This is a genomic window from Bradyrhizobium sp. USDA 4341, assembly GCF_054063755.1.
Map to the genome: position 1 here is coordinate 4,976,760 of NZ_JBSSGO010000002.1, position 18,935 is coordinate 4,995,694.

At 64.9% G+C, this 18,935-nt stretch carries 14 protein-coding genes; 4 read left to right on the top strand and 10 right to left on the bottom strand.

The window, feature by feature from the left end:
• Nucleotides 1-83 precede the first annotated feature (83 nt).
• The 8 genes from ACVIGB_RS29600 to ACVIGB_RS29635 form a co-directional block, all read right to left on the bottom strand.
• Complete coding sequence (locus ACVIGB_RS29600; RefSeq protein WP_092120131.1) at nucleotides 84-785, bottom strand: branched-chain amino acid ABC transporter ATP-binding protein; 702 nt, start codon at nucleotides 783-785, stop codon at nucleotides 84-86.
• On the bottom strand, nucleotides 778-1,512 hold the full coding sequence (locus tag ACVIGB_RS29605; protein ID WP_456719995.1) for an ABC transporter ATP-binding protein: 735 nt from the start codon (nucleotides 1,510-1,512) through the stop codon (nucleotides 778-780). The genes ACVIGB_RS29600 and ACVIGB_RS29605 overlap by 8 nt, the downstream gene beginning before the upstream one ends.
• Entirely contained in the window at nucleotides 1,499-2,626 is a 1,128-nt protein-coding gene (locus ACVIGB_RS29610; RefSeq protein ID WP_456719994.1) for a branched-chain amino acid ABC transporter permease, read from the bottom strand. The genes ACVIGB_RS29605 and ACVIGB_RS29610 overlap by 14 nt, the downstream gene beginning before the upstream one ends.
• Before the next feature lie 7 nt (nucleotides 2,627-2,633).
• Nucleotides 2,634-3,854, bottom strand: coding sequence for a substrate-binding protein (locus ACVIGB_RS29615; RefSeq protein ID WP_212311940.1), 1,221 nt, complete (start codon nucleotides 3,852-3,854; stop codon nucleotides 2,634-2,636).
• Between the two features lie 5 nt (nucleotides 3,855-3,859).
• Nucleotides 3,860-4,717 (bottom strand): branched-chain amino acid ABC transporter permease, encoded by an 858-nt coding sequence (locus ACVIGB_RS29620; RefSeq protein WP_092120142.1) that lies wholly within the window; start codon nucleotides 4,715-4,717, stop codon nucleotides 3,860-3,862.
• Nucleotides 4,718-4,759: 42 nt separating this feature from the next.
• On the bottom strand, nucleotides 4,760-6,274 hold the full coding sequence (locus ACVIGB_RS29625) for an amidase (RefSeq protein WP_456719993.1): 1,515 nt from the start codon (nucleotides 6,272-6,274) through the stop codon (nucleotides 4,760-4,762).
• Between the two features lie 284 nt (nucleotides 6,275-6,558).
• Complete coding sequence (locus ACVIGB_RS29630) at nucleotides 6,559-7,743, bottom strand: substrate-binding domain-containing protein (protein ID WP_456719992.1); 1,185 nt, start codon at nucleotides 7,741-7,743, stop codon at nucleotides 6,559-6,561.
• Nucleotides 7,744-7,807: 64 nt separating this feature from the next.
• Nucleotides 7,808-8,989 (bottom strand): substrate-binding domain-containing protein, encoded by a 1,182-nt coding sequence (locus ACVIGB_RS29635; RefSeq protein WP_456719991.1) that lies wholly within the window; start codon nucleotides 8,987-8,989, stop codon nucleotides 7,808-7,810.
• 178 nt (nucleotides 8,990-9,167) lie between these two features.
• On the opposite strand from ACVIGB_RS29635, the gene ACVIGB_RS29640 reads away from it, so the two are divergent.
• Nucleotides 9,168-9,611 carry a MarR family winged helix-turn-helix transcriptional regulator gene (locus ACVIGB_RS29640; RefSeq protein ID WP_038387042.1) on the top strand — a complete coding sequence of 148 codons (444 nt, stop codon included), beginning with the start codon at nucleotides 9,168-9,170 and terminating at the stop codon, nucleotides 9,609-9,611.
• 14 nt (nucleotides 9,612-9,625) lie between these two features.
• On the opposite strand, the gene ACVIGB_RS29645 is transcribed toward ACVIGB_RS29640, so the two are convergent.
• Nucleotides 9,626-12,061: a hypothetical protein gene (locus tag ACVIGB_RS29645; RefSeq protein WP_456719990.1), complete on the bottom strand. Its 2,436-nt coding sequence runs from the start codon at nucleotides 12,059-12,061 to the stop codon at nucleotides 9,626-9,628.
• A gap of 351 nt (nucleotides 12,062-12,412) precedes the next feature.
• Between ACVIGB_RS29645 and ACVIGB_RS29650 the strand changes: the two genes are divergently transcribed.
• On the top strand, nucleotides 12,413-12,847 hold the full coding sequence (locus tag ACVIGB_RS29650) for a VOC family protein (protein ID WP_456719989.1): 435 nt from the start codon (nucleotides 12,413-12,415) through the stop codon (nucleotides 12,845-12,847).
• Nucleotides 12,848-12,904: 57 nt separating this feature from the next.
• Here ACVIGB_RS29650 and secA read toward each other — a convergent pair whose 3' ends face one another.
• Nucleotides 12,905-15,769, bottom strand: a complete 2,865-nt coding sequence (secA, locus tag ACVIGB_RS29655; protein WP_092120154.1) for a preprotein translocase subunit SecA — start codon at nucleotides 15,767-15,769, stop codon at nucleotides 12,905-12,907.
• A 392-nt stretch (nucleotides 15,770-16,161) separates the two neighbouring features.
• Here secA and ACVIGB_RS29660 point away from each other — a divergent pair, with 392 nt between their 5' ends.
• The gene (locus ACVIGB_RS29660) at nucleotides 16,162-17,100 is read left to right on the top strand and encodes a peptidylprolyl isomerase (RefSeq protein ID WP_176396250.1); all 939 of its coding nucleotides are present in this window, start codon (nucleotides 16,162-16,164) and stop codon (nucleotides 17,098-17,100) included.
• Between the two features lie 485 nt (nucleotides 17,101-17,585).
• Nucleotides 17,586-18,827 (top strand): bifunctional glutamate N-acetyltransferase/amino-acid acetyltransferase ArgJ, encoded by a 1,242-nt coding sequence (gene argJ / locus ACVIGB_RS29665; RefSeq protein WP_456719988.1) that lies wholly within the window; start codon nucleotides 17,586-17,588, stop codon nucleotides 18,825-18,827.
• Nucleotides 18,828-18,935 lie beyond the last annotated feature (108 nt).

The window sequence follows — 18,935 nt, forward strand, 5'->3', positions numbered from 1 at the left end:
ACGCGGACGCCGGGAGACGGGCCTCATTGGGCGCAGGACCGACCGTATCCTGCATTGACATTCCGATACAGAGCCTGCGGCTGCTACGGCGCGAGATACCGCAGCAGTTCCGGATCGTTGCGCACTTCGCTCGCGCCGCCCTGCAGCGCGACGCGGCCGCGGTCCAGCACATAGGCATAGTCCGCGACGCGCAGCGCGAGGTCGAGATGCTGCTCGACGATCACGACCGAGATGCTCTTGGCGAGCTCGATCAGCCGCTCGGTGATCTCCTCGATCACGCCGATCCAGACGCCTTCCGTCGGCTCGTCCAGCAGCAGCAGCTTGGGATTGCCGAGCATGGCGCGGCCGATCGCCAGCATCTTGCGCTCGCCGCCGGACAGCGTGCCGGCCGGCTGGTCGAGGCGCTGGCCGAGCTTGGGGAAGATCTCGAGCACGCGATCGACCGCGCTCGTATCGGAATTGGTCAGCGAGCCGACCGCGAGGTTGTCGCGCACCGACAGGCGGGCGAACACCGAATGCTCCTGCGGCACATAGCCGATGCCGGAGCGCACGCGCTCCTCGGTGCGGCGACGGGTGATGTCGCGGCCGTCGAAGAACAGTTCGCCCTGCGAGCTCGCGAGCTCGCCGACGATGGTCTTCATCAGCGTGGTCTTGCCGGCGCCGTTGCGGCCGAGCACGGCGACGCCGCCACGCCAGGGAATGCCGATGTTGACATCGAACAGGACCTGGCTGCGGCCATAACCGGCATCGAGATGCCGGATATCGAGGAAGGACTGGTCAGGCACGGCGAAGATAAATCTCCTGGACACTCTTGTTGGCCTGGATTTCCGCGACCGTACCCGATGCCAGCACCTTGCCCTGGTCGAGCACCGTGAGGCGGTCGCAGATGTCGCGGATGAAATCGAGGTCGTGTTCGACGATGACGAGCGAGCAATGCTGCTTGATCGGCTGCAGCAGCTCGCCGGTGACGCGGCGCTCCTCGAGGCTCATGCCGCCGGTCGGCTCGTCCAGCAGCAACAGCCGCGGCTTGCCGGCGAGGGCCATCGCGATCTCGAGCCATTGCTGCTGGCCGTGCGACAACGCCGCTGCGGCGTCGTACGCGCGATCGGCGAGACGGAACTGGGTCAGCATCGTCATGACCTGATCGTGCAGCCTGTTGCGGGTGCGCGAGAGCACGAGATCGAACAGCGACGAATGCGCCTGCAGCGCCAGCAGGATGTTGTCGTACAGCGTCAGCGTCGGCAGCACCGAGGTGATCTGGAATTTCAGGCTCATGCCGGCGCGGGCGCGCTCGGTCGGCGTGAATGCCGTGATGTCGGTGTTGACGAACGCGACCTTGCCCGTGGTCGGCACCTCGGCGCCGGCGACGCATTTCATCAGCGTGCTCTTGCCCGAGCCGTTGGGGCCGATCAGGCCATGAAACTCATTCTCGCCGACGGTCAGCGCCGCACCATCGAGCGCGGTGAGCTTGCCGTACACCTTGCTGATTCCTGACGCCTCAAGGAGCGGCATTGCCGGTCTCCTTGGGCTTTGGCGCCTTGTTTGGTCCCTTCTTGTTTGGTCCCTTGCCGAAGCTGCCGACCCGCTCGCGCTCGCCGAGCACGAAGGAGACCAGCCCGAGCGGGCGGAACATGATCACGAGCAGCAGCAGCACGCCAAGGATGATCGGCCAGACATCGCGGTAATTGTCCGACAGCCAGAAGCTGACGCCCTCGATGATCACGGTGCCGATGACGGCGCCGATCAGCGTGCCGGAGCCGCCGAACAAGACGTAGAGCACGACCTGGGTCGAGAACACGACGCCCAGCATGTTGGGCCAGACAAATCCTTCGTGGAAGGCATAGAGGCTGCCGGCGAGGCCGGCGATGGTGCCGCCGACCGCGAAGATGATCGCCTTCAGATGCTGCGCCTTGTAGCCGAAGAAGGCGATGCGCTGCTCGTTCTCGCGCAGGCCGGCGAGCGCCAGGCCAAATTGCGAGCGGACCAGGAAGCGGCAGATCAGATAGACGACCACGAGGATGCCCAGCACCATGTAGTAGTAGACCGGCCCCTCCTCGAACTCGTAGCTGCCGAGCGTGAGCGGCGGGATCGACGGGATGCCGTTCTGGCCGCCGAGATAATACCAGCCGCGCGCCAACCGATCCGCCGCATAGGAGCCGGTCAGGGTGCCGAGCGAGACGAAGATCACGCTCGAGGGATAGCGCCCGAGCAGCAGGAAGCCGCCGAGCAGCAGCGCCGCGGTGAGGCCGATCAGCATACCGGCAGGCAGGATCAGAAGGATCGAGGTGACGTTGAGGTCGCGCGCCATCAGCGCCACGCCGTAGCCGGCGGCGCCGAAGAACAACGCCTGGCCGAAGCTCATGATGCCGGCATAGCCCCACACCAGGTCGAACGACAGCGCGAACAGCGCGAGGATCACCACGCGGGTGGCGAACACCGTGAGATAATCCTGCAGCACCCATGGCAGGACCAGTGCGATCAAGAGCACCAGCCCTTCCACGATCGGCAGGACCTTCCATCCTGCCGATGCCCGTCCCGCCGGCGCGCTCGCGGTCGGTGCACTTTCACCCGTCACGACATCCGGTCCCTCACCGATGCGTGCGACAGCCTCTCTTGCTCCACCCATTGATTGCTCAGCATTCCTTGGGATCGACGAGACCGGCGCTGCGCGCCACGATCTCATAGTTCCCGCCTTTGGCAACAGCGGTGTACATCTTCATCTTGCAGTGACGCTTGCCGGGAACCATTTCGGCGGGTCCGCCGGGCCCTTCGGCAATCTTGGCGTGGTCGAGCGCGGCCGCAACCGAGTCCCGGTCGACCTTGCCGGCTTCCTTGACCGCGGCTTCCCACAGCTTGAGGCCGCGATAGGTTCCAGTGGCGGCGCTGCCGGCCGCGAACAGGAAGTTGCCCGGAAAATCCTTCTCATAGGCCGCCTGGATCTTGGCGTTGAACGGATCCTCCTTGGTCAGCACCTTGAAATAGTCGAGGCAGCTCGCCAGCCCCTCGATCTCGCTGGCCTGATTGATGTTGAGCGTGTTCTCGTCATAGTAGACGCAGGCGAGCCGCCCGCCGTTCTTGAGGAAGCCGGCTTCATAAAGCTGCTTGAAGAACGGCCCAACGCCCGGCGGGATCACGGTGTTGAAGACCACGTCGACCTTGTTGGAGATGATGCGGTTGACGGTCGACGAGAAGTCGACCTGGTCGAGCGGGTAGTACTCCTCGAACACGACCTCGCCGCCATTATCCTCGATCACCTTGCGGGCGTAGACGTTGAGCGTATGCGGCCAGACATAGTTGGCGCTCGGCAGCGCGAACTTCTTGCCGCCGTTCTTGATCAGCCACGGAATGAACTCGTCGCATTGCTGCGCCGGCGTCGGTCCGGTGCAGAACAGATAGGGCGTGCACTCCTTGCCCTCGTAGAGCTGCGGATAGATGTAGAGCGTCTTGCCGCGCGCCACGATCGGGTCCTTGATCGCGTTGCGCATCGACGAGGTGATGCCGCCCAGCACCATGTCGACCTTGTCGCGCTGGATCAGCTTGCGGACATTGCCGACCGCGACCGATTCGTTCGAGGCGGTGTCCTCGATATAGAGCTCGAGCGGCCGGCCGAGCAGGCCGCCGCCGGCGTTGATCTCCTTGATCACCATCTTGGCGACGTTGGCGTCGGCATTGCCGGCATAGGCGATCGGGCCGGTCAGGTCGGTCGCGATGCCGACCTTGATCGGGCCCTCGGCGGCGTTGGCCCAATCCGGCCTCACCACCCAGCTGCCGACGCCGGTCGCGAGCGCGCCGGTCGCGAAGGCAAAATTGCTCATGAAGCGGCGGCGCGTGAGATTCATGCGTTCAATCGACATGGTGATTAGACCCCTTTCCCAGCAATGAGGCCTTGCGGCCGGAATTTGATGAAGGCGATGGCGAGCACGAAGACGAGGACGTCGGCGACGACGGGAGACATGACCCATGGCAGCGCCGCGCTGAGCGTGCCGATCACGCCTGCGCCGGCGACCGGACCGATGAAGGAGCCGACCCCGCCGACCATCACGGCGACGAAGCCCTGGATCAGGAATCGGATGCCGAGATCGGCAAACAGGCTGAACACCGGCACGATCAGCGCGCCGGCAAGCCCGGCCAAGGCCGCGCCGAACGCAAAGGTCGCGCCGTAGATCAGCGGCGTCGAGATGCCCGACGCGCGCGCCAGCGCCGGATTCTCCAGCGTGGCGCGGACCCGAAGCCCGAAGCTCGTGCGCGCCAGCAGCAGATAGCAGCCGCCCATCACCAAGAGCGTGATCACGATGATGGTGAAGCGCCAGGCCGAGATGTGGACGGAGCCGAGGTCGATCGAACCGCCGATCGGCTCCGGCACCGTGAGATAGAAGCCGCCGATCAGGCCGCGGACGCTTTCGCGGATGATCAGCCCGAGCGCATAGGTGCCGAGCATCGCCACGATCGGCGCGGCATAGAACCGCCTGATGATCAGCGCCTCCAGCACGAAGCCGAGCGCGCCGACCACAAAGGGCGCGGCGACCATGCCGACCCAGACCGGCGCACCGTGGGCGTAGGCCAGATAGGTGACATAGGCCCCGAGCAGGACGAATTCGCCCTGCGCGAAGTTGAAGATGCCCATCATGCTGGCGATGATGCCGAGCCCGAGCACGACCAGCACGATGATCGCGCCGAAGCTCACGATCTCGAACACCGCGGCGAAGGTGCTAGCCATGGTGCCCGATCCGTTCGGCCTGTTTCTGCGACAAACGGCGCCTCACATCTTCTTCCAGTCGCCGGCCTGCTCGAAAGCGTGCGCCGCGCGGTAGATGGTGGATTCCTCGAACATCCGGCCGACCAGCATCAGGCCGACCGGCAAGCCATCGACCATGCCGCAGGGCAGCGACATCGCCGGATGGTGGGTGATATCGAACGGCGCGGTGTTGGAGATCATCTCAAGCGCGCGGGCGACATACTCCTCGCGGCTGGCATTGGCCTCGGGCAACTTCGTCGCCTTCATCGGCGTGGTCGGCATCAGCAGCAGATCGTAGTCCTTGAAGGCCTTGTCGTAGGCCGCGGCCAGCCGGCGGGAGATGTTGAGCGCCTTGCCGTAGAAGCGCGGACCGAAGGTGTTGTTGATGTAGGTGCCGAGCATCATGAACAGCTTCGTGGTCTCGGAAAGCGAATCCGCCTGACGGCGCCAGCCGCGATGGAAATCCATCAGCGAGGTCGAATAGAGATCGCCGCGGCTGAGGCCGTAGCCGTCGCCGAACATCATGGTCTGGGTCAGGCCTTCGGTGCCGATCGGAGTCCAGATCGCGCCGCCGAGCATGTGCATCGGGATCGACACCGTCTCGACACTGGCGCCGAGATCCTTGAAGCGCTTCGCCGCCTCGTGCACGCTTTCATTCACCGCGGTCTCCGCCGTCGGCTGCTCAAAACCTTCCTTGACGATGCCGATCTTCATGCCCTTGACGCCTTTGCCGAGCGCCTTGGTGTAGTCGTCGACCTTCGGCGCCTTGATGCGGGGATCATAGCCGTCGTCGCCGGCCAGCACCTCAAGCAACAGCGCGTTGTCTTCCACGGTCGCGGTCATTGGGCCGGTGTGGTCGACATAGATCTCGATCGGCATGATGCCGGTGTAGGGCACGAGGCCCCAGGTCGGCTTCATGCCGTAGGCGCCGCAGAACGAGGACGGCATGCGGATCGAGCCGCCCTGGTCGCCGCCGATCGCCATGTCGACCTCGCCGAGCGCGACCACGACGCCGGAGCCCGACGACGAGCCGCCGGCCGAGTAGCCCATCTTGTGCGGATTGTGCACCGGCCCGTAGGAGCCGGTGTGGCTGCCGCCGGACAGGCAGAAATGCTCGCAGTGCGTCTTGCCGGCGATCTCGGCGCCGGCATCCAGCATGCGCGTGACGATGGTGGCGTCGAAATCGGGGATATAGCCTTCCAGCGTCGACGAGCCGTTGGTCATCGGCACGCCGGCCAGCATGATGTTGTCCTTCAGCGCCACCGTCTTGCCCTTGAGCTTGCCGGAGGCCGCGCCCTTCACCGTCGACTTGCGGTACCAGGCGTTGTGCTTGTTGTCTTCCGGTGCCGGACGATAGCCGGGCGTGCGCGGATATTTCACCTCGGGCAGTTCGTCCGGCATCTGGGCGACGAGGTTGTAGGCATCGACCGAGCCCTGCATCAGGCCGCGGAACGAGGCCACGTCCTCATCGGTCAGGGACAGGCCGCACTGCTCGGCGACGGCACGAAGTTGCGTTGGCGTGGGAAGGACGACGGTCACGGCGCTCTCCTGAAGCTTTTGATCTTTGATTCCTGGATCGGATCCCTTGGGCACGAAGCAGCGGCGGCGCGTTTGCCCCGCGCGAACCGCTCACCCCGTTGTTGTATTGAAAACGGAAATATTTTCCTTTTCAAGTATTATTTCGCAAACTCCCTCTCCCGCTTGCGGGGGAGGGCCGGGGTGGGGGTATCTCCAGCAGGTCGCTTGGTGGAGAAAGCCCCCACCCGCATTGCATCTTCAATGCAATGCGTCCTCCCCCGCAAGCGGGAGAGGCGAAGGAAGAATCAGATCGCCTTGATCACCCTGAAGTCGAGGCCATCGGCCTCGGCCAGATACATCGGCATCCTGGCGTGGCCGCTGCGCACCGTGACCGGACCGCGCGGGCCGCGATAGACGAGATTGTCCGCTGCCGCGAGCAGCGGCCGCAGATCGAGCGTGCCGGCACGGTTGGCGGCAGCCTCTAACAGGCAGAAACCTTCATAGGCGGACTCGCCGCACGATCCGACCGGCGGCGCGAACGGACCGAACATCGCGCGATAGCGGTCCCTGAAATCGTCGCCGGCCTGCGAGCCGACAGAGGGGAAATAGCCGGAGGCGCAGAACAGGTTCTCGGTCTTGTCGGCGCCGACGCCGAGCAGCGCCGTTTCGTCGAAACAGCCGGCAAAGCGCAACGTGGTAGCGGCGAGCCCGGCATCGGCGAAGGCGCGGTTGAAGGTCACGCCGTCGGTGCCGATCAGCGAGATCAGCACGACATCGGGCTTCGCCGCACGGATCCGCTCCAGATGTGCCTCGTGATCGTCCTCGCCGACCGGCACGAACTCCTCGCCGACCACGAGGCCCCCGGTCTCCTTGATGTAGCGCTTCACCGCGCGGTGCGACTGCCAGGGCCAGACATAATCGCTGCCGATCAGGTACCAGCGCCTGGCGCGCTTCGCCTCGGCCAGCCAGTGGATCGACGGCCGGTTCTGCCAACGCGGCGTCTCGCCGATCGCAATGACGCCCGGCGTCCGCTCGCCGCCCTCATAGACCGGCGTGTAGATGTAGGGGATCTTGCTGCGGGTGATGAGGTGACGCAGTGCGACACGCACCGCGCTGGTGTGCATGCCCATGATGAGATCGACCTCGTCGGAGGCGATCGCCTGCTCGGCGCGGTCGACCACCTCGTCGAGCGGGCCGCCGGCGTCGTACACCGAGAACTCGATCTCGCGGCCGAGGATGCCGCCACGCCGGTTGATCTCGGCGACGGCGAGCTGCGCGGTCGAGGTCGCGGCCGGCCCCCACATCCCGGGCGAACCGGAGCAACAGACGAAGCCGCCGATCCGCAGCCGGTTGCGCGCCCCGCGCGGACCGAACCCGCCACGATCCACCGGCGCAAGCAGGCGATCCGACGCCGCCGACGCCAGGTTCCTGAACAGCAGGGATGGCGGGAACGGGAGGTTTCTTGCCATGACGTTGGGCGTCGACTGCACACCTACTCCTGTCCGGCACCGACACGCCGCTCACGGCATCGCCCTCGCGGGCGACGGTGCCACGCTAGATCGTCCTGATCACATTGAAGTCGAGACCGTCGGCCTCGGCAAGATAGATCGGCATTTCGGCGCGGCCGTCGCGAACGGTCACGGTGCCGCGGGCGCCGCTGTAGACGAGGTTGCGCGCCGCCGCGGACAACGGCCCCGTCGACAGCGAGCGGGCGCGGTTGGCCGCCGCTTCGAGAAAGCGCATCCCCTCGTAGTTCGACTGTCCGACCGAGCCGATCGGCGGCGCGTGCGCCCCGAACATCGCGCGGTAGCTGATCTGGAACTCGTCATTGGCGCGCGAATCGACGCAGCCGAAATAGCCGGAGGCGCAGAACAGGTTCTCGGTCGCGTCTGGCCCGATGCCGAGCAGCACGGTCTCGTCCATCGCGCCGGCATAGCGCAGCGTGGTGGCGGCGAGTCCTGCGTCGGCGAAGGCGCGGTTGAAGGTGATGCTGTCGGTCCCGATCAGGGTGATCAGCACGACATCGGGCTGGGTTGCGCGAATCCGCGCCAGATGCGGCTCGTGATCGTCCTCGCCGAGCGGAACAAATTCCTCGCCGACCACCTGGCCGCCGGCCTCCTTGATGTAGCGCTTCACCGCGCGATGCGACTGCCAGGGCCAGACATAGTCGCTGCCGATCAGGTACCAGCGCTGCGCCTTCTTGACCTCGGTGAGCCAGTGGATCGCCGGACGGCTTTCGGCGCGCGGCGTCTCGCCGATCGCCATCACGCCGGGCGTCCGCTCGCCGCCCTCATAGACCGGCGTGTAGACATAGGGGATGCGGCCGGCCGTGACCTTGCGCAGCGCGAGGCGGACCGCCGAGATATGCGATCCCATGATCACGTCGATCTCGTCGAAGGCGATCGCCCGCTCGGCGCGGCGCACCACTTCCTCGATCGGCCCGCCGGCGTCGTACATCGACAATTCGACCTCGCGGCCGCGGATGCCGCCGCGCCGGTTGATCTCGGCGACCGCCAGCATGACGCTGTTGGCCGAGATCGGCCCCCAGATCCCGGGCGCGCCGGAGAAGGTGATGAAATTGCCGATCCTAAGCTTGCCGTCGGTGCCGCCGCGGCGCGAGGAGCCCGGCTTGACGGTCAAAGCGAGATCGGCCGCGCAGGACGACGGATTTCGAAACAGGTGCGGCGGCGCGACGGGCATGCCGCCATACGCCTGGAAGGAGACCGTCGAGAGCACGCCAACTCCTGTCTGGGAAGCAGTACGCAACGCAGCCAGCGGGCGGTCGCGGCATCCGCCCTTTGGTTGGGGGAATATCCTAGGGGAAAATATTGAATATTCAACAATTGAAGTGCATATAGAAATGGCATCAGTTGCCGGACATTCATTCACCGGGTCAGGAACCAGGTCTCACGCCGTGGCTAAACCGCCGAAAGAAAATTCCCCGATCACCGAACACCTCACCTACCTGCTCGCGCAAGCCAACCGGGAGATCAACCGGCAGTTGGAGACGCGGCTGGCCAAGGAAGGCGTGCCGGTCGAGCAGTGGCGCATCCTGAAAGTGCTGTCCGACGGCAACGGCCACTCGATGGGCGAGCTTGCCGACGCGGTGCTGCTCAACCATCCGACGCTGACCAAGATGATCGACCGCATGGTGTCGGACGCGCTGGTCTATCGCGTGCAGGATCCGAAGGATCGCCGCAAGGTGCTGATGTTCGTCTCCGACCGCGGCAAGGCGCTGTGCCGCCGGCTGAACTCGCTGGCGGTGAGCCAGGAGGAGCACATTGTCGAGAGCTATGGCGACAAGTCGACCACCGAGCTCAAGCGGCTGCTGGAAAGCCTGATCGGCAGCGCGAACTGAGGCAACAGCCTCCGCTACGACGCCACCTCGTCCTGCGCCACCAGGCCGGCCGCCCGCACCGGCTTGAGGGCGGTATCAGCGACCGGATGGGCCAGCCGGTTGCCGACGATCATGATCGCGCACACCACATAGCAGCAGACGCCGAGTGCAAATGTCGTGGTGATGCCGAACTGGATCGACAGCGCCATGCCGAGCACGGAAGCAAGCATCGAGGTGATGCCGTTGGTGCTCCAGAAGAAAGGTAGCAGCCCGTCATGCCGGCGCCAGATGCCGAGGCCCAGCGGGAACATCATGCCCATGCAGAAAGCCGGCGGTGCCAGCAGCGCGACCGACACCAGGATGCGGATGTCGGTCGGCGCGGAGCGCGCCCAGGCGGTGACGGCCGGCGTCAGCAGGCCCGCGGCCACCAGCGTTGCGCCCAGCGCCACGAGGCGAGCGATCAACATGGCCGGCCGCGAAGGCGCGGCACCCACCGTGGCGCTGCCGATGCCGCCGAACAGCAGGATCGTGAACAGCACGACGCTGAGCCCGTAGACCGGGTGGCCGAGGAACACCATCAGCCGTTGCATCTGCGAAATCTCGATCAGCATGAAGCCCATGCCGATCGCGGCGAAATAGGCCACCGGCGGCACCAGTGTGGCCACCGGCATCCGCCGCATCAGGCGCGTGAAGGGAATGCCGATGTAGTAGATGCAGATGCCGAGCTGGAAGACGAGCACCCATTTGATGATGCCGAGCGCTGCGTTGTTCTGCGCCTCGAAGCCGTTCTTGAGGAACAGATCGGCAAGTCGCGCGGTATAGAAGAAGAATGGCTTGTCGTCGGTCGAGGCCGCGATGTTTTCCGGTAATGAATCAAGGAAGCTCTGGTCGGCCTTGCCCGATAGAAGGGTCGAGGTGACACTGTCATACGCGATATCCGGCCCGAGCAGCAGCTTGAATCCCTGTGCTACCAGCCGGTCGCGCGCGCCCCGCCATTGCGCCGCCGTGAACGCCTCGGGCCGGGTCATGACCGTGACGATGCTGCCGACATTCGCCGCAATCACATGCTGCGACAGTTCGGTCATCGGCACGCCCTGATGCTGCAGCGCCTCGGCCGCGATCGCAATCAGGCGATAGAACTCGCCGCGATAGACCGTCGGTTCGTACCAGCGCGACACCGAGAGCATGCCGCCCGGCTTCAATGCGCGGAAGAAATCGTCCCACGCCTCCACGGTGTAGAGCCTGTTCTCGGTCAGCGTCAGCCCGCCGGCTGCGGTAGCGGCCCATGTGTCGATCAGCGAGATCTGGATCAGGTCGTAGCGATCGGGCGAGTGGTTGATGTAACTGCGCGCTTCGGCATTGACCAGCGACACGCCGGGCTGACGATGGAGATGGCCCGAATAATCGGCGAACTTGTCGGTCAGCACTTCGAAGATCGCGGGATTGATTTCGATGCCGTGAATTCGCTGCGCGCCGAAATAGAGGCCGGAGAGGATGTCGCGGCCGCCGCCGACGCCAACCACGGCCACGTCGCCCGGCCGTTGCTGCACCAGATAGGGCGCGTTGATGACGTCGTCCTTGAGATAGGAAACCTTGGTCAGATCGCCGGAGAAGCGGGTGATCGGCGTCGCCGCGTCGGCATCGATGTCGAGATAGAGCTGCTCGATCCTGGTATCCGGGGTGCGCGAGAAGGACCAGCCGAACGGAATCGTGAGCCCGAGATCGGTCACGCGGATGCGCGAATAGGTGTTCCAGCGCTCGAACAACGTTCCGGTCTGCTGGGTGCCCTTGGCCCAGATCACGCCAAGATGGCTGCTGCCGGTTGCGGCAAGCGCGGTGTGAACCGCGGCGAGCGCGGCGAGACCAAGCGCGGTGTTGCGGCTCAGGCGCACATCGCTTCGGCCTTCGCCGTGACCGACCACGAACCAGCCGACGGCCGCGGAGCAGGCGCCGATCCACAGCGTCGCGCTGACCGGATCGATCACGAGCAGCACGAAGATGATGCCGAGGCATCCGACCGCGGCGCCGACCAGATCGGCAGCGTAAAGCCAGCCCCCGACATAGGGCAGCCGGGTCAGGAGAAGCGTGATGCAGATGCCGCCCTCGGCAAACGGAATGGTGAAAGCCAGCGCCACCACGGCGAGCGCAGACATGGCATATGCGTCGGGCACGACCAGCGGCGCATATAGAAAGGCGCACATGACGGCGACGCAGCTGATCGCGAACCGCGCGGCGTGACGGGCAAATTCCGGCGCCACACGCTCCGGCGCATAACGCGTGGAATCCTCATAAACCTTCATTGCACCGCGCGTCAGCCCGAACATCGCAAGGGCGATGGCCCCGAAAGCGAAGTGGTAATGCACCATCACGCTGAAGAAGCGGGTGATGAGGATCTGATAGGCCAGCGTGGCCGACGCCAGCACGAAGATCGCCGGATAGTAGCGGCCGGGCATCGTCGTCGCGGTCTGCAAGGCGCGGCCTCCTGATCGAGCCTTGATCAAAGAGACGCTTTGATGCGGTTGGCGGCTCGCCCAACGCGCCCAGCAATATTGAAGCACAGAGCACTAACAAGTGATTGATTGGACGAGCCAACTCCGACTTTGGGTAGTGGCCGGACCGTCGGCGGGCTTAGCGCGGGGTTACCAGGGAACCCAAAATCGCGAAAATACCGCCTTACCGACAGACAGCCATGCCGGGAGGCTCCAACAAAAAGTCCGGTCAACATGTCGGAGTGCCGAACGCGGGCTCGTCCTCCGGATGCGCTATCACTGCGCGCGCGGTTCCGGCTCATTCTCCTCATCGATCACAAGGATTCCCCCGTCATGACTTCGATCACGCCGTTCCTCTGGCTCGACAACAACGTCCGCGACGCCGTCACCTTCTACAAATCGGTGTTTCCGAACGCCGAGATCGAGACCGTCAGCGACTTCATGGCGAGCTTCGAGCTCGAGGGGCAGCGGTTCTACGCACTCAATGGTGGGCCGCAGCACAAGTTCAACGAGGCGGTGTCGTTCTTCCTCAGCGTCGAGACCCAGGAGCAGGTGGATTACTTCTGGGAGAAGCTCACCGACGGCGGCCAGGAATCGCGCTGCGGCTGGCTCAAGGACCGCTTCGGCCTGTCCTGGCAGGTGATTCCGACGGCGCTGAGCCGCTATCTCGGCGATCCCGACCGCAAGGCGGCCGATCGCGCGATGCAGGCGATGCTGAAGATGCAGAAGATCATCATCGCCGATCTCGACAAGGCGTTCGCCGGCTGACGGCGATGCAGCTTCGACGGCGGGCCAGGCGCCCGCCGCGTCAGGGCTTGCGGCGGCTTACGCGTAGCGGCCGTGGCAGTGCTTGTACTTCTTGCCTGACCCGCAGGGGCAGTCCTCGTTGCGGCCGACCTTGCCCCAGCTTGCCGGGTCGTTCGGATTGCGGTCGGCGGCGGGCATCCCCGGCGCCAGCGAGGCCTGGGCGTAGGTGGCCTCGGTCAGGCGGGCCTGGGCGAACTCGTCCTCGCCGGTGTGGGGATCGAGCTTGTGCGCTTCCATCGGCGGCAGTGGCATCGCAGGCTCATCCGGCGGCACGATCTCGACCCGCATCAGCTGCGCGGTGACGGCCTCGCGCAGATGCGCGCTCATCTCCTGGAAGAGATTGAAGGCCTCGGTCTTGTACTCCTGCAACGGATCGCGCTGGCCGTAGCCGCGCAGGCCGATCACCTGGCGCAGATGGTCCAGCATGATCAGGTGCTCGCGCCAGAGATGGTCAAGCGTCTGCAACAGGATGGTCTTCTCGACGTAACGCATCACGTCGGGGCCCCACTGCGCGACCTTCGCCGCCATGCGCTCGTCGACGTGATTCTCGATGCGGTTGAGCAGCTCCTCGTCGGCGATGCCCTCTTCCTTGGCCCATTCGTCGACCGGCAGGTCGACGTCGAGCACGCGCTTCAGCTCTTCCTTGAGGCCCGCGGTGTCCCACTGCTCGGCATAGGCGTGCTCGGGGATGTGCTTGGCGACGACGTCCTCGACGAAGGCGTGGCGCATGTCGGTCACGGTCTCGACGACGCTGTCGTCCTTCATCAGGTCGATGCGCTGGTCGAAGATCACCTTGCGCTGGTCGTTCTGGACGTTGTCGAATTTCAAGAGGTTCTTGCGGATGTCGAAGTTGCGCGCCTCGACCTTCTGCTGCGCCTTCTCGAGCGCCTTGTTGATCCAGGGATGGATGATGGCTTCGCCTTCCTGCAGGCCGAGCCGCTGCAGCATGCTGTCGAGCCGGTCGGAGCCGAAGATGCGCATCAGATCGTCTTCCAGCGACAGGAAGAATTTGGAGCGTCCGGGGTCGCCCTGACGGCCGGAACGGCCGCGCAGCTGGTTGTCGATACGGCGGGATTCGTGGCGCTCGGAGCCGATGATGTAGAGGCCGCCCGGCTTCTTCACGGTCTTGGCGGGCTTGTTGCCCTTGGCGGGCTCGACCTCGAAATCCTCTTCCGCCTTCAGCACCAGTTCGCGGAAGCGCTCGATGTCGGCCTTGATCAGCTCGATCTTCTTGGCCTTCTCGGCTTCGTCGGTGATCGCGGCGGTCTCCTGCTGGATCCGCATCTCGAGCGATCCGCCGAGCTTGATGTCGGTACCGCGGCCGGCCATGTTGGTCGCGATCGTGATCGCGCCCGGCACGCCGGCTTCCGCGACGATATAGGCTTCCTGCTCGTGGAAGCGCGCGTTCAGCACCGCGAACAGTTTTGCCGGCTTGCCCGCGCGGGCCGCCGCATAAAGCTTGTCCATGCCGGACTCGGCGCCGAAATCGATCTGCTTGTAGCCGTGCTTCTTGAGGTACTCGGCCAGCACTTCCGATTTCTCGATCGACGCCGTGCCGACCAGCACCGGCTGCAGCCGCTTGTTGGCGCGCTCGATCTCGGCAAGGATCGCGGCGTATTTTTCGTTCTGGGTCCGATAGACCTCGTCGTCCTCGTCGAGGCGCGCCACCGGCAGGTTGGTCGGGATTTCCACGACCTCGAGCTTGTAGATGTCGAACAGTTCGTCGGCTTCGGTCAGCGCCGTACCGGTCATGCCGGACAGCTTCTGGTACATCCGGAAATAGTTCTGGAAGGTGATCGAGGCCAGCGTCTGGTTCTCGGGCTGGACCGTGACGTGCTCCTTGGCCTCCAGCGCCTGGTGCAGGCCTTCCGAATAGCGCCGGCCCTGCATCATGCGTCCGGTGAACTCGTCGATGATGATGACCTCGTCGTCGCGGACGATGTAATCCTTGTCGCGCGTGAACAGCGTGTGCGCGCGCAGCGCCTGGTTGACGTGATGCACGACGGAGACGTTCTCGACGTCGTACAGCGACTCACCCTTGAGCTGGCCGGCGTCGCGCAGCAGGTTCTCGAGCTTCTCCATGCCGCCTTCGGTCAGCGTCACCGTGCGCTGCTTCTCGTCGACCTCGAAGTCGTCCTTCTTGGCGAGCTTCGGCATGAAGGTGTCGATGGTGTTGTAGAAATCCGAACGGTCGTCGAGCGGGCCGGAGATGATCAGCGGCGTGCGCGCTTCGTCGATCAGGATGGAGTCCACTTCGTCGACGATCGCGTAGAAATGCTCGCGCTGGACCATGTCTTCCAGGCGGTACTTCATGTTGTCGCGCAGATAGTCGAAGCCATATTCGTTGTTGGTGCCGTAGGTGATGTCGCAGGCATAGGCGGCCTTGCGTTCGGCGTCGTCGAGGCCGTGCACGATCACGCCGGTGGTCAGCCCCAGGAACGAATAGATCTGGCCCATCCAGCCGGAGTCGCGGCGGGCGAGGTAGTCGTTGACGGTGACGACGTGGACGCCCTTGCCGGCGAGCGCGTTGAGGTAGACCGCGAGCGTCGCAACCAGCGTCTTGCCTTCGCCGGTCTTCATCTCGGCGATGTCGCCCTCGTGCAGCACCATGCCGCCGATCAGCTGGACGTCGAAATGGCGCTGGCCGAGCGTCCGCTTGGCCGCCTCGCGCACCGTGGCGAAGGCCGGAACCAGGAGGTCGTCGAGCGTCTTGCCGCCGGCGAGCTGCTGCTTGAACTCAGCGGTGCGGGCCTTGAGCTCGTCGTCCGTCAGTTTGACGAGTTCGCCCTCCAGGGCGTTGATGGCGCTGACGCGGGACTGATACCCCTTGACCCGACGGTCGTTGGCGGAGCCGAAAAACTTGCGGGCGAGCGCGCCGATCATGCGAAATTCCTGTTCTTCGGTCTCGAGTTCGGTCTTGGTTCGGTTTTGAATTTCAGTCTTGAATTTCAGTCTTGGAATACAGCCTGAGATGGTCCGCCGGATTGCCTATCAACTCACCGTGACGCGCTACGGTTCGAGCCCCGACCCGGAGCTCCTCCGCCAATTGAGTGGGAAACAGGCCATCCTGGGTTCAACGGCGAAAAACGCAGCAAAATAAGCGCTCTCACCGCTGACACGGTCGGCCAGAGATATGGCCCGGTCGGGGGGTTGTCAACGCTGCCAAGATGTCAAGGAATTCATCATTTTGACAAGACTTTCGCGTTGCCAATGTAACACGATTGGGCGAGTGTCCGCCCCGCTCGAGCTTCCCCCCTTTGAGACAAGGATTTTGCATGACCACCTCGCCTCCGGAAACCAAAACCGGCCTGCGCCTCGGCCTCGCCACCCTGGCCGCCACGGGCTGTCTTGTCGCAGTGCTGGCTGCCGGCCTCCCGGTCCGCGCCGCGGAATCCGACCCGGTGTTGGCGAAGGTGAACGGTTCCGAGATCCACGCCAGCGACGTGGCGCTCGCCGAGGAGGAACTCGGCCCGAGCCTGGCCCAGATGGACCCCGCGACCAAGAAGGACAACGTGCTGTCCTTCCTGATCGACATGAAGATCGTGTCCAAGGCCGCCGAGGACAAGAAGATCGAGAACAATGACGACTTCAAGAAGCGGCTCGCCTTTACCCGCAACCGCCTGTTGATGGACAGCCTGCTTGCCAGCGAGGGCAAGGCCGCGACCACCGACGACGCCATGAAGAAGGTCTATGAAGAGGCCTCCAAGCAGATCACCGGCGAGCAGGAGGTGCGCGCCCGCCACATCCTGGTCGAGACCGAGGATGAGGCCAAGGCGATCAAGGCCGAGCTCGACAAGGGCGCGGACTTCGCCGAGCTCGCCAAGAAGAAGTCCAAGGATCCTGGCGCCTCCGACGGCGGCGACCTCGGCTTCTTCACCAAGGAGCAGATGGTGCCGGAATTCTCCGCGGTCGCCTTCACGCTTGAGCCGGGCAAGATCTCCGATCCGGTCAAGTCGCAATTCGGCTGGCACATCATCAAGGTCGAGGAAAAGCGCAACCGCAAGGCGCCCGACTTCGAGCAGGTGAAGGCCCAGATCGAGACCTATGTGACCCGCAAGGCGCAGGCCGACTATGTCGCCAAGCTGCGCGAGGCCGCCAAGGTCGAGCGCCTGGACAAGCCGGCCGAGACGGCCAAGGACGCGACGGCGCCGGCGGATGCCGCCAAGGACGCGCCGAAGCCCGCCGACAACAAGATGGCGCCGGCGAAGAAGTAAGCTTCGCGAACGTTGTTGCAGTTGCGATGGCCGGGCATGTCCCGGCCATTTGCGTTTCGAGGTGCCCTCGTAGCCCGGATGCAGCGCAGCGAAATCCGGGGCGGGGCGATCCGCGGCGACAGCGGTCCCGGATTACGCTGCGCTTCATCCGGGCTACGGGTCTTCTCCTGCCCCCTGAAAGGGGGAAGGTCGGGATGGGGGTCAGCCACAGGCGACGCTGCTCGCGGAGAGATCGGATCCCCACCCGCTTTGCTCTGACGAGCAAAGCGACCTCCCCTTTTCAAGGGGAGGTTGGATTGCGTAGCCCGGATGCAGCGAAGCGCAATCCCGGGCAGACCATCCGCGGCGACAGCGGTCCCGGATTTCGCTGCGCTTCATCCGGGCTACGGCTTCCTTGAACAATTGATGACACCATCGCAGCCCTCTCCCGCTTCAGTCGGCGAGATGTTATGCAGCGCTTCCCTCCCCGTAGCCGGAAGCCTCCCATGTCCACCGCCGTCTCCCCCCTCGCCCCGCCCGACGTTCCCGAGATGCCCGTGATCGCGGGTGTGCGGCTTGCGACCGCTGCCGCCGGCATCCGCTACAAGGGACGCACCGACGTGCTGCTCGCGCTGATGGACAAGGGCACCACGGTGGCCGGCGTCTTCACCAAGTCGAAGTGCCCGTCGGCGCCGGTCGAATGGTGCCGCGCCAAGCTGAAGGGCGGGGCTGCGCGCGCGCTGGTGGTCAATTCCGGCAACGCCAACGCCTTCACCGGCAAGACCGGCAAGGCGTCCACCGCGCTGACCGCGCAGATCGCGGCGAAGGCGGTCGGCTGTTCGACGTCGGACGTCTTCCTTGCCTCCACCGGCGTGATCGGCGAGCCGCTCGACGCCACCAAGTTCGACGGCGTGCTGGCGCAGCTCGCGGAGACCGCGGCCCCCGATCTGTGGATGGACGCCGCCAAGGCGATCATGACCACCGACACCTTCCCGAAGGTCGCCACCGCTACCGTGAAGCTCGGCAAGGCCAAGGTGACGATCAACGGCATGGCCAAGGGCGCCGGCATGATCATGCCCGACATGGCGACCATGCTGTCCTTCGTCTTCACCGACGCGCCCCTGTCGGCATCCGTGCTGCAATCCCTGCTCAAGGCCGGCGTCGAGGACACCTTCAATGCGCTGACCATCGACGGCGACACCTCGACCTCGGACACCCTGCTCGCGTTTGCGACCGGGGCTGCGGCCGCCAATGGCGCGCCGAAGATTTCGCGCGCCAGCGACCCGCGCCTGAAGGCCTTCACCAAGGCGTTCCAGCAGATCCTCGCCAATCTGTCCGAGCAGGTGGCGCGCGACGGCGAAGGCGCGCGCAAACTGGTCGAGGTCGTGGTCGAGGGCGCGACGACAAAACCGTCGGCGCGCAGAATCGCGATGTCGATCGCCAATTCGCCGCTGGTGAAGACCGCGATCGCCGGCGAGGACGCCAATTGGGGCCGCGTGGTGATGGCGGTCGGCAAGGCCGGCGAACCCGCCAACCGCGACAAGCTCTCGATCTCCTTCAACGGCATCCGCGTCGCCAAGAGCGGCGCGCGCGATCCGTCCTACGATGAGAAAGAGGTGTCGGAGGCGATGAAGGCGCCGAAGATCCAGATCAAGGTCGCGCTCGGCCTCGGCAAGGCCAAAGACCGCGTGCTGACCTGCGACCTCACCAAGGAATATGTCGCGATCAATGGCGATTACAGGTCGTGAGACATTCTTCCGTCATCCTGAGGAGCGCGTAGCGCGTCTCGAAGGATGCACGGCCACGATGCGTAGGCACGGAGAGTGCCGGGCCGTCGACCCTTCGAGACGGCCGCT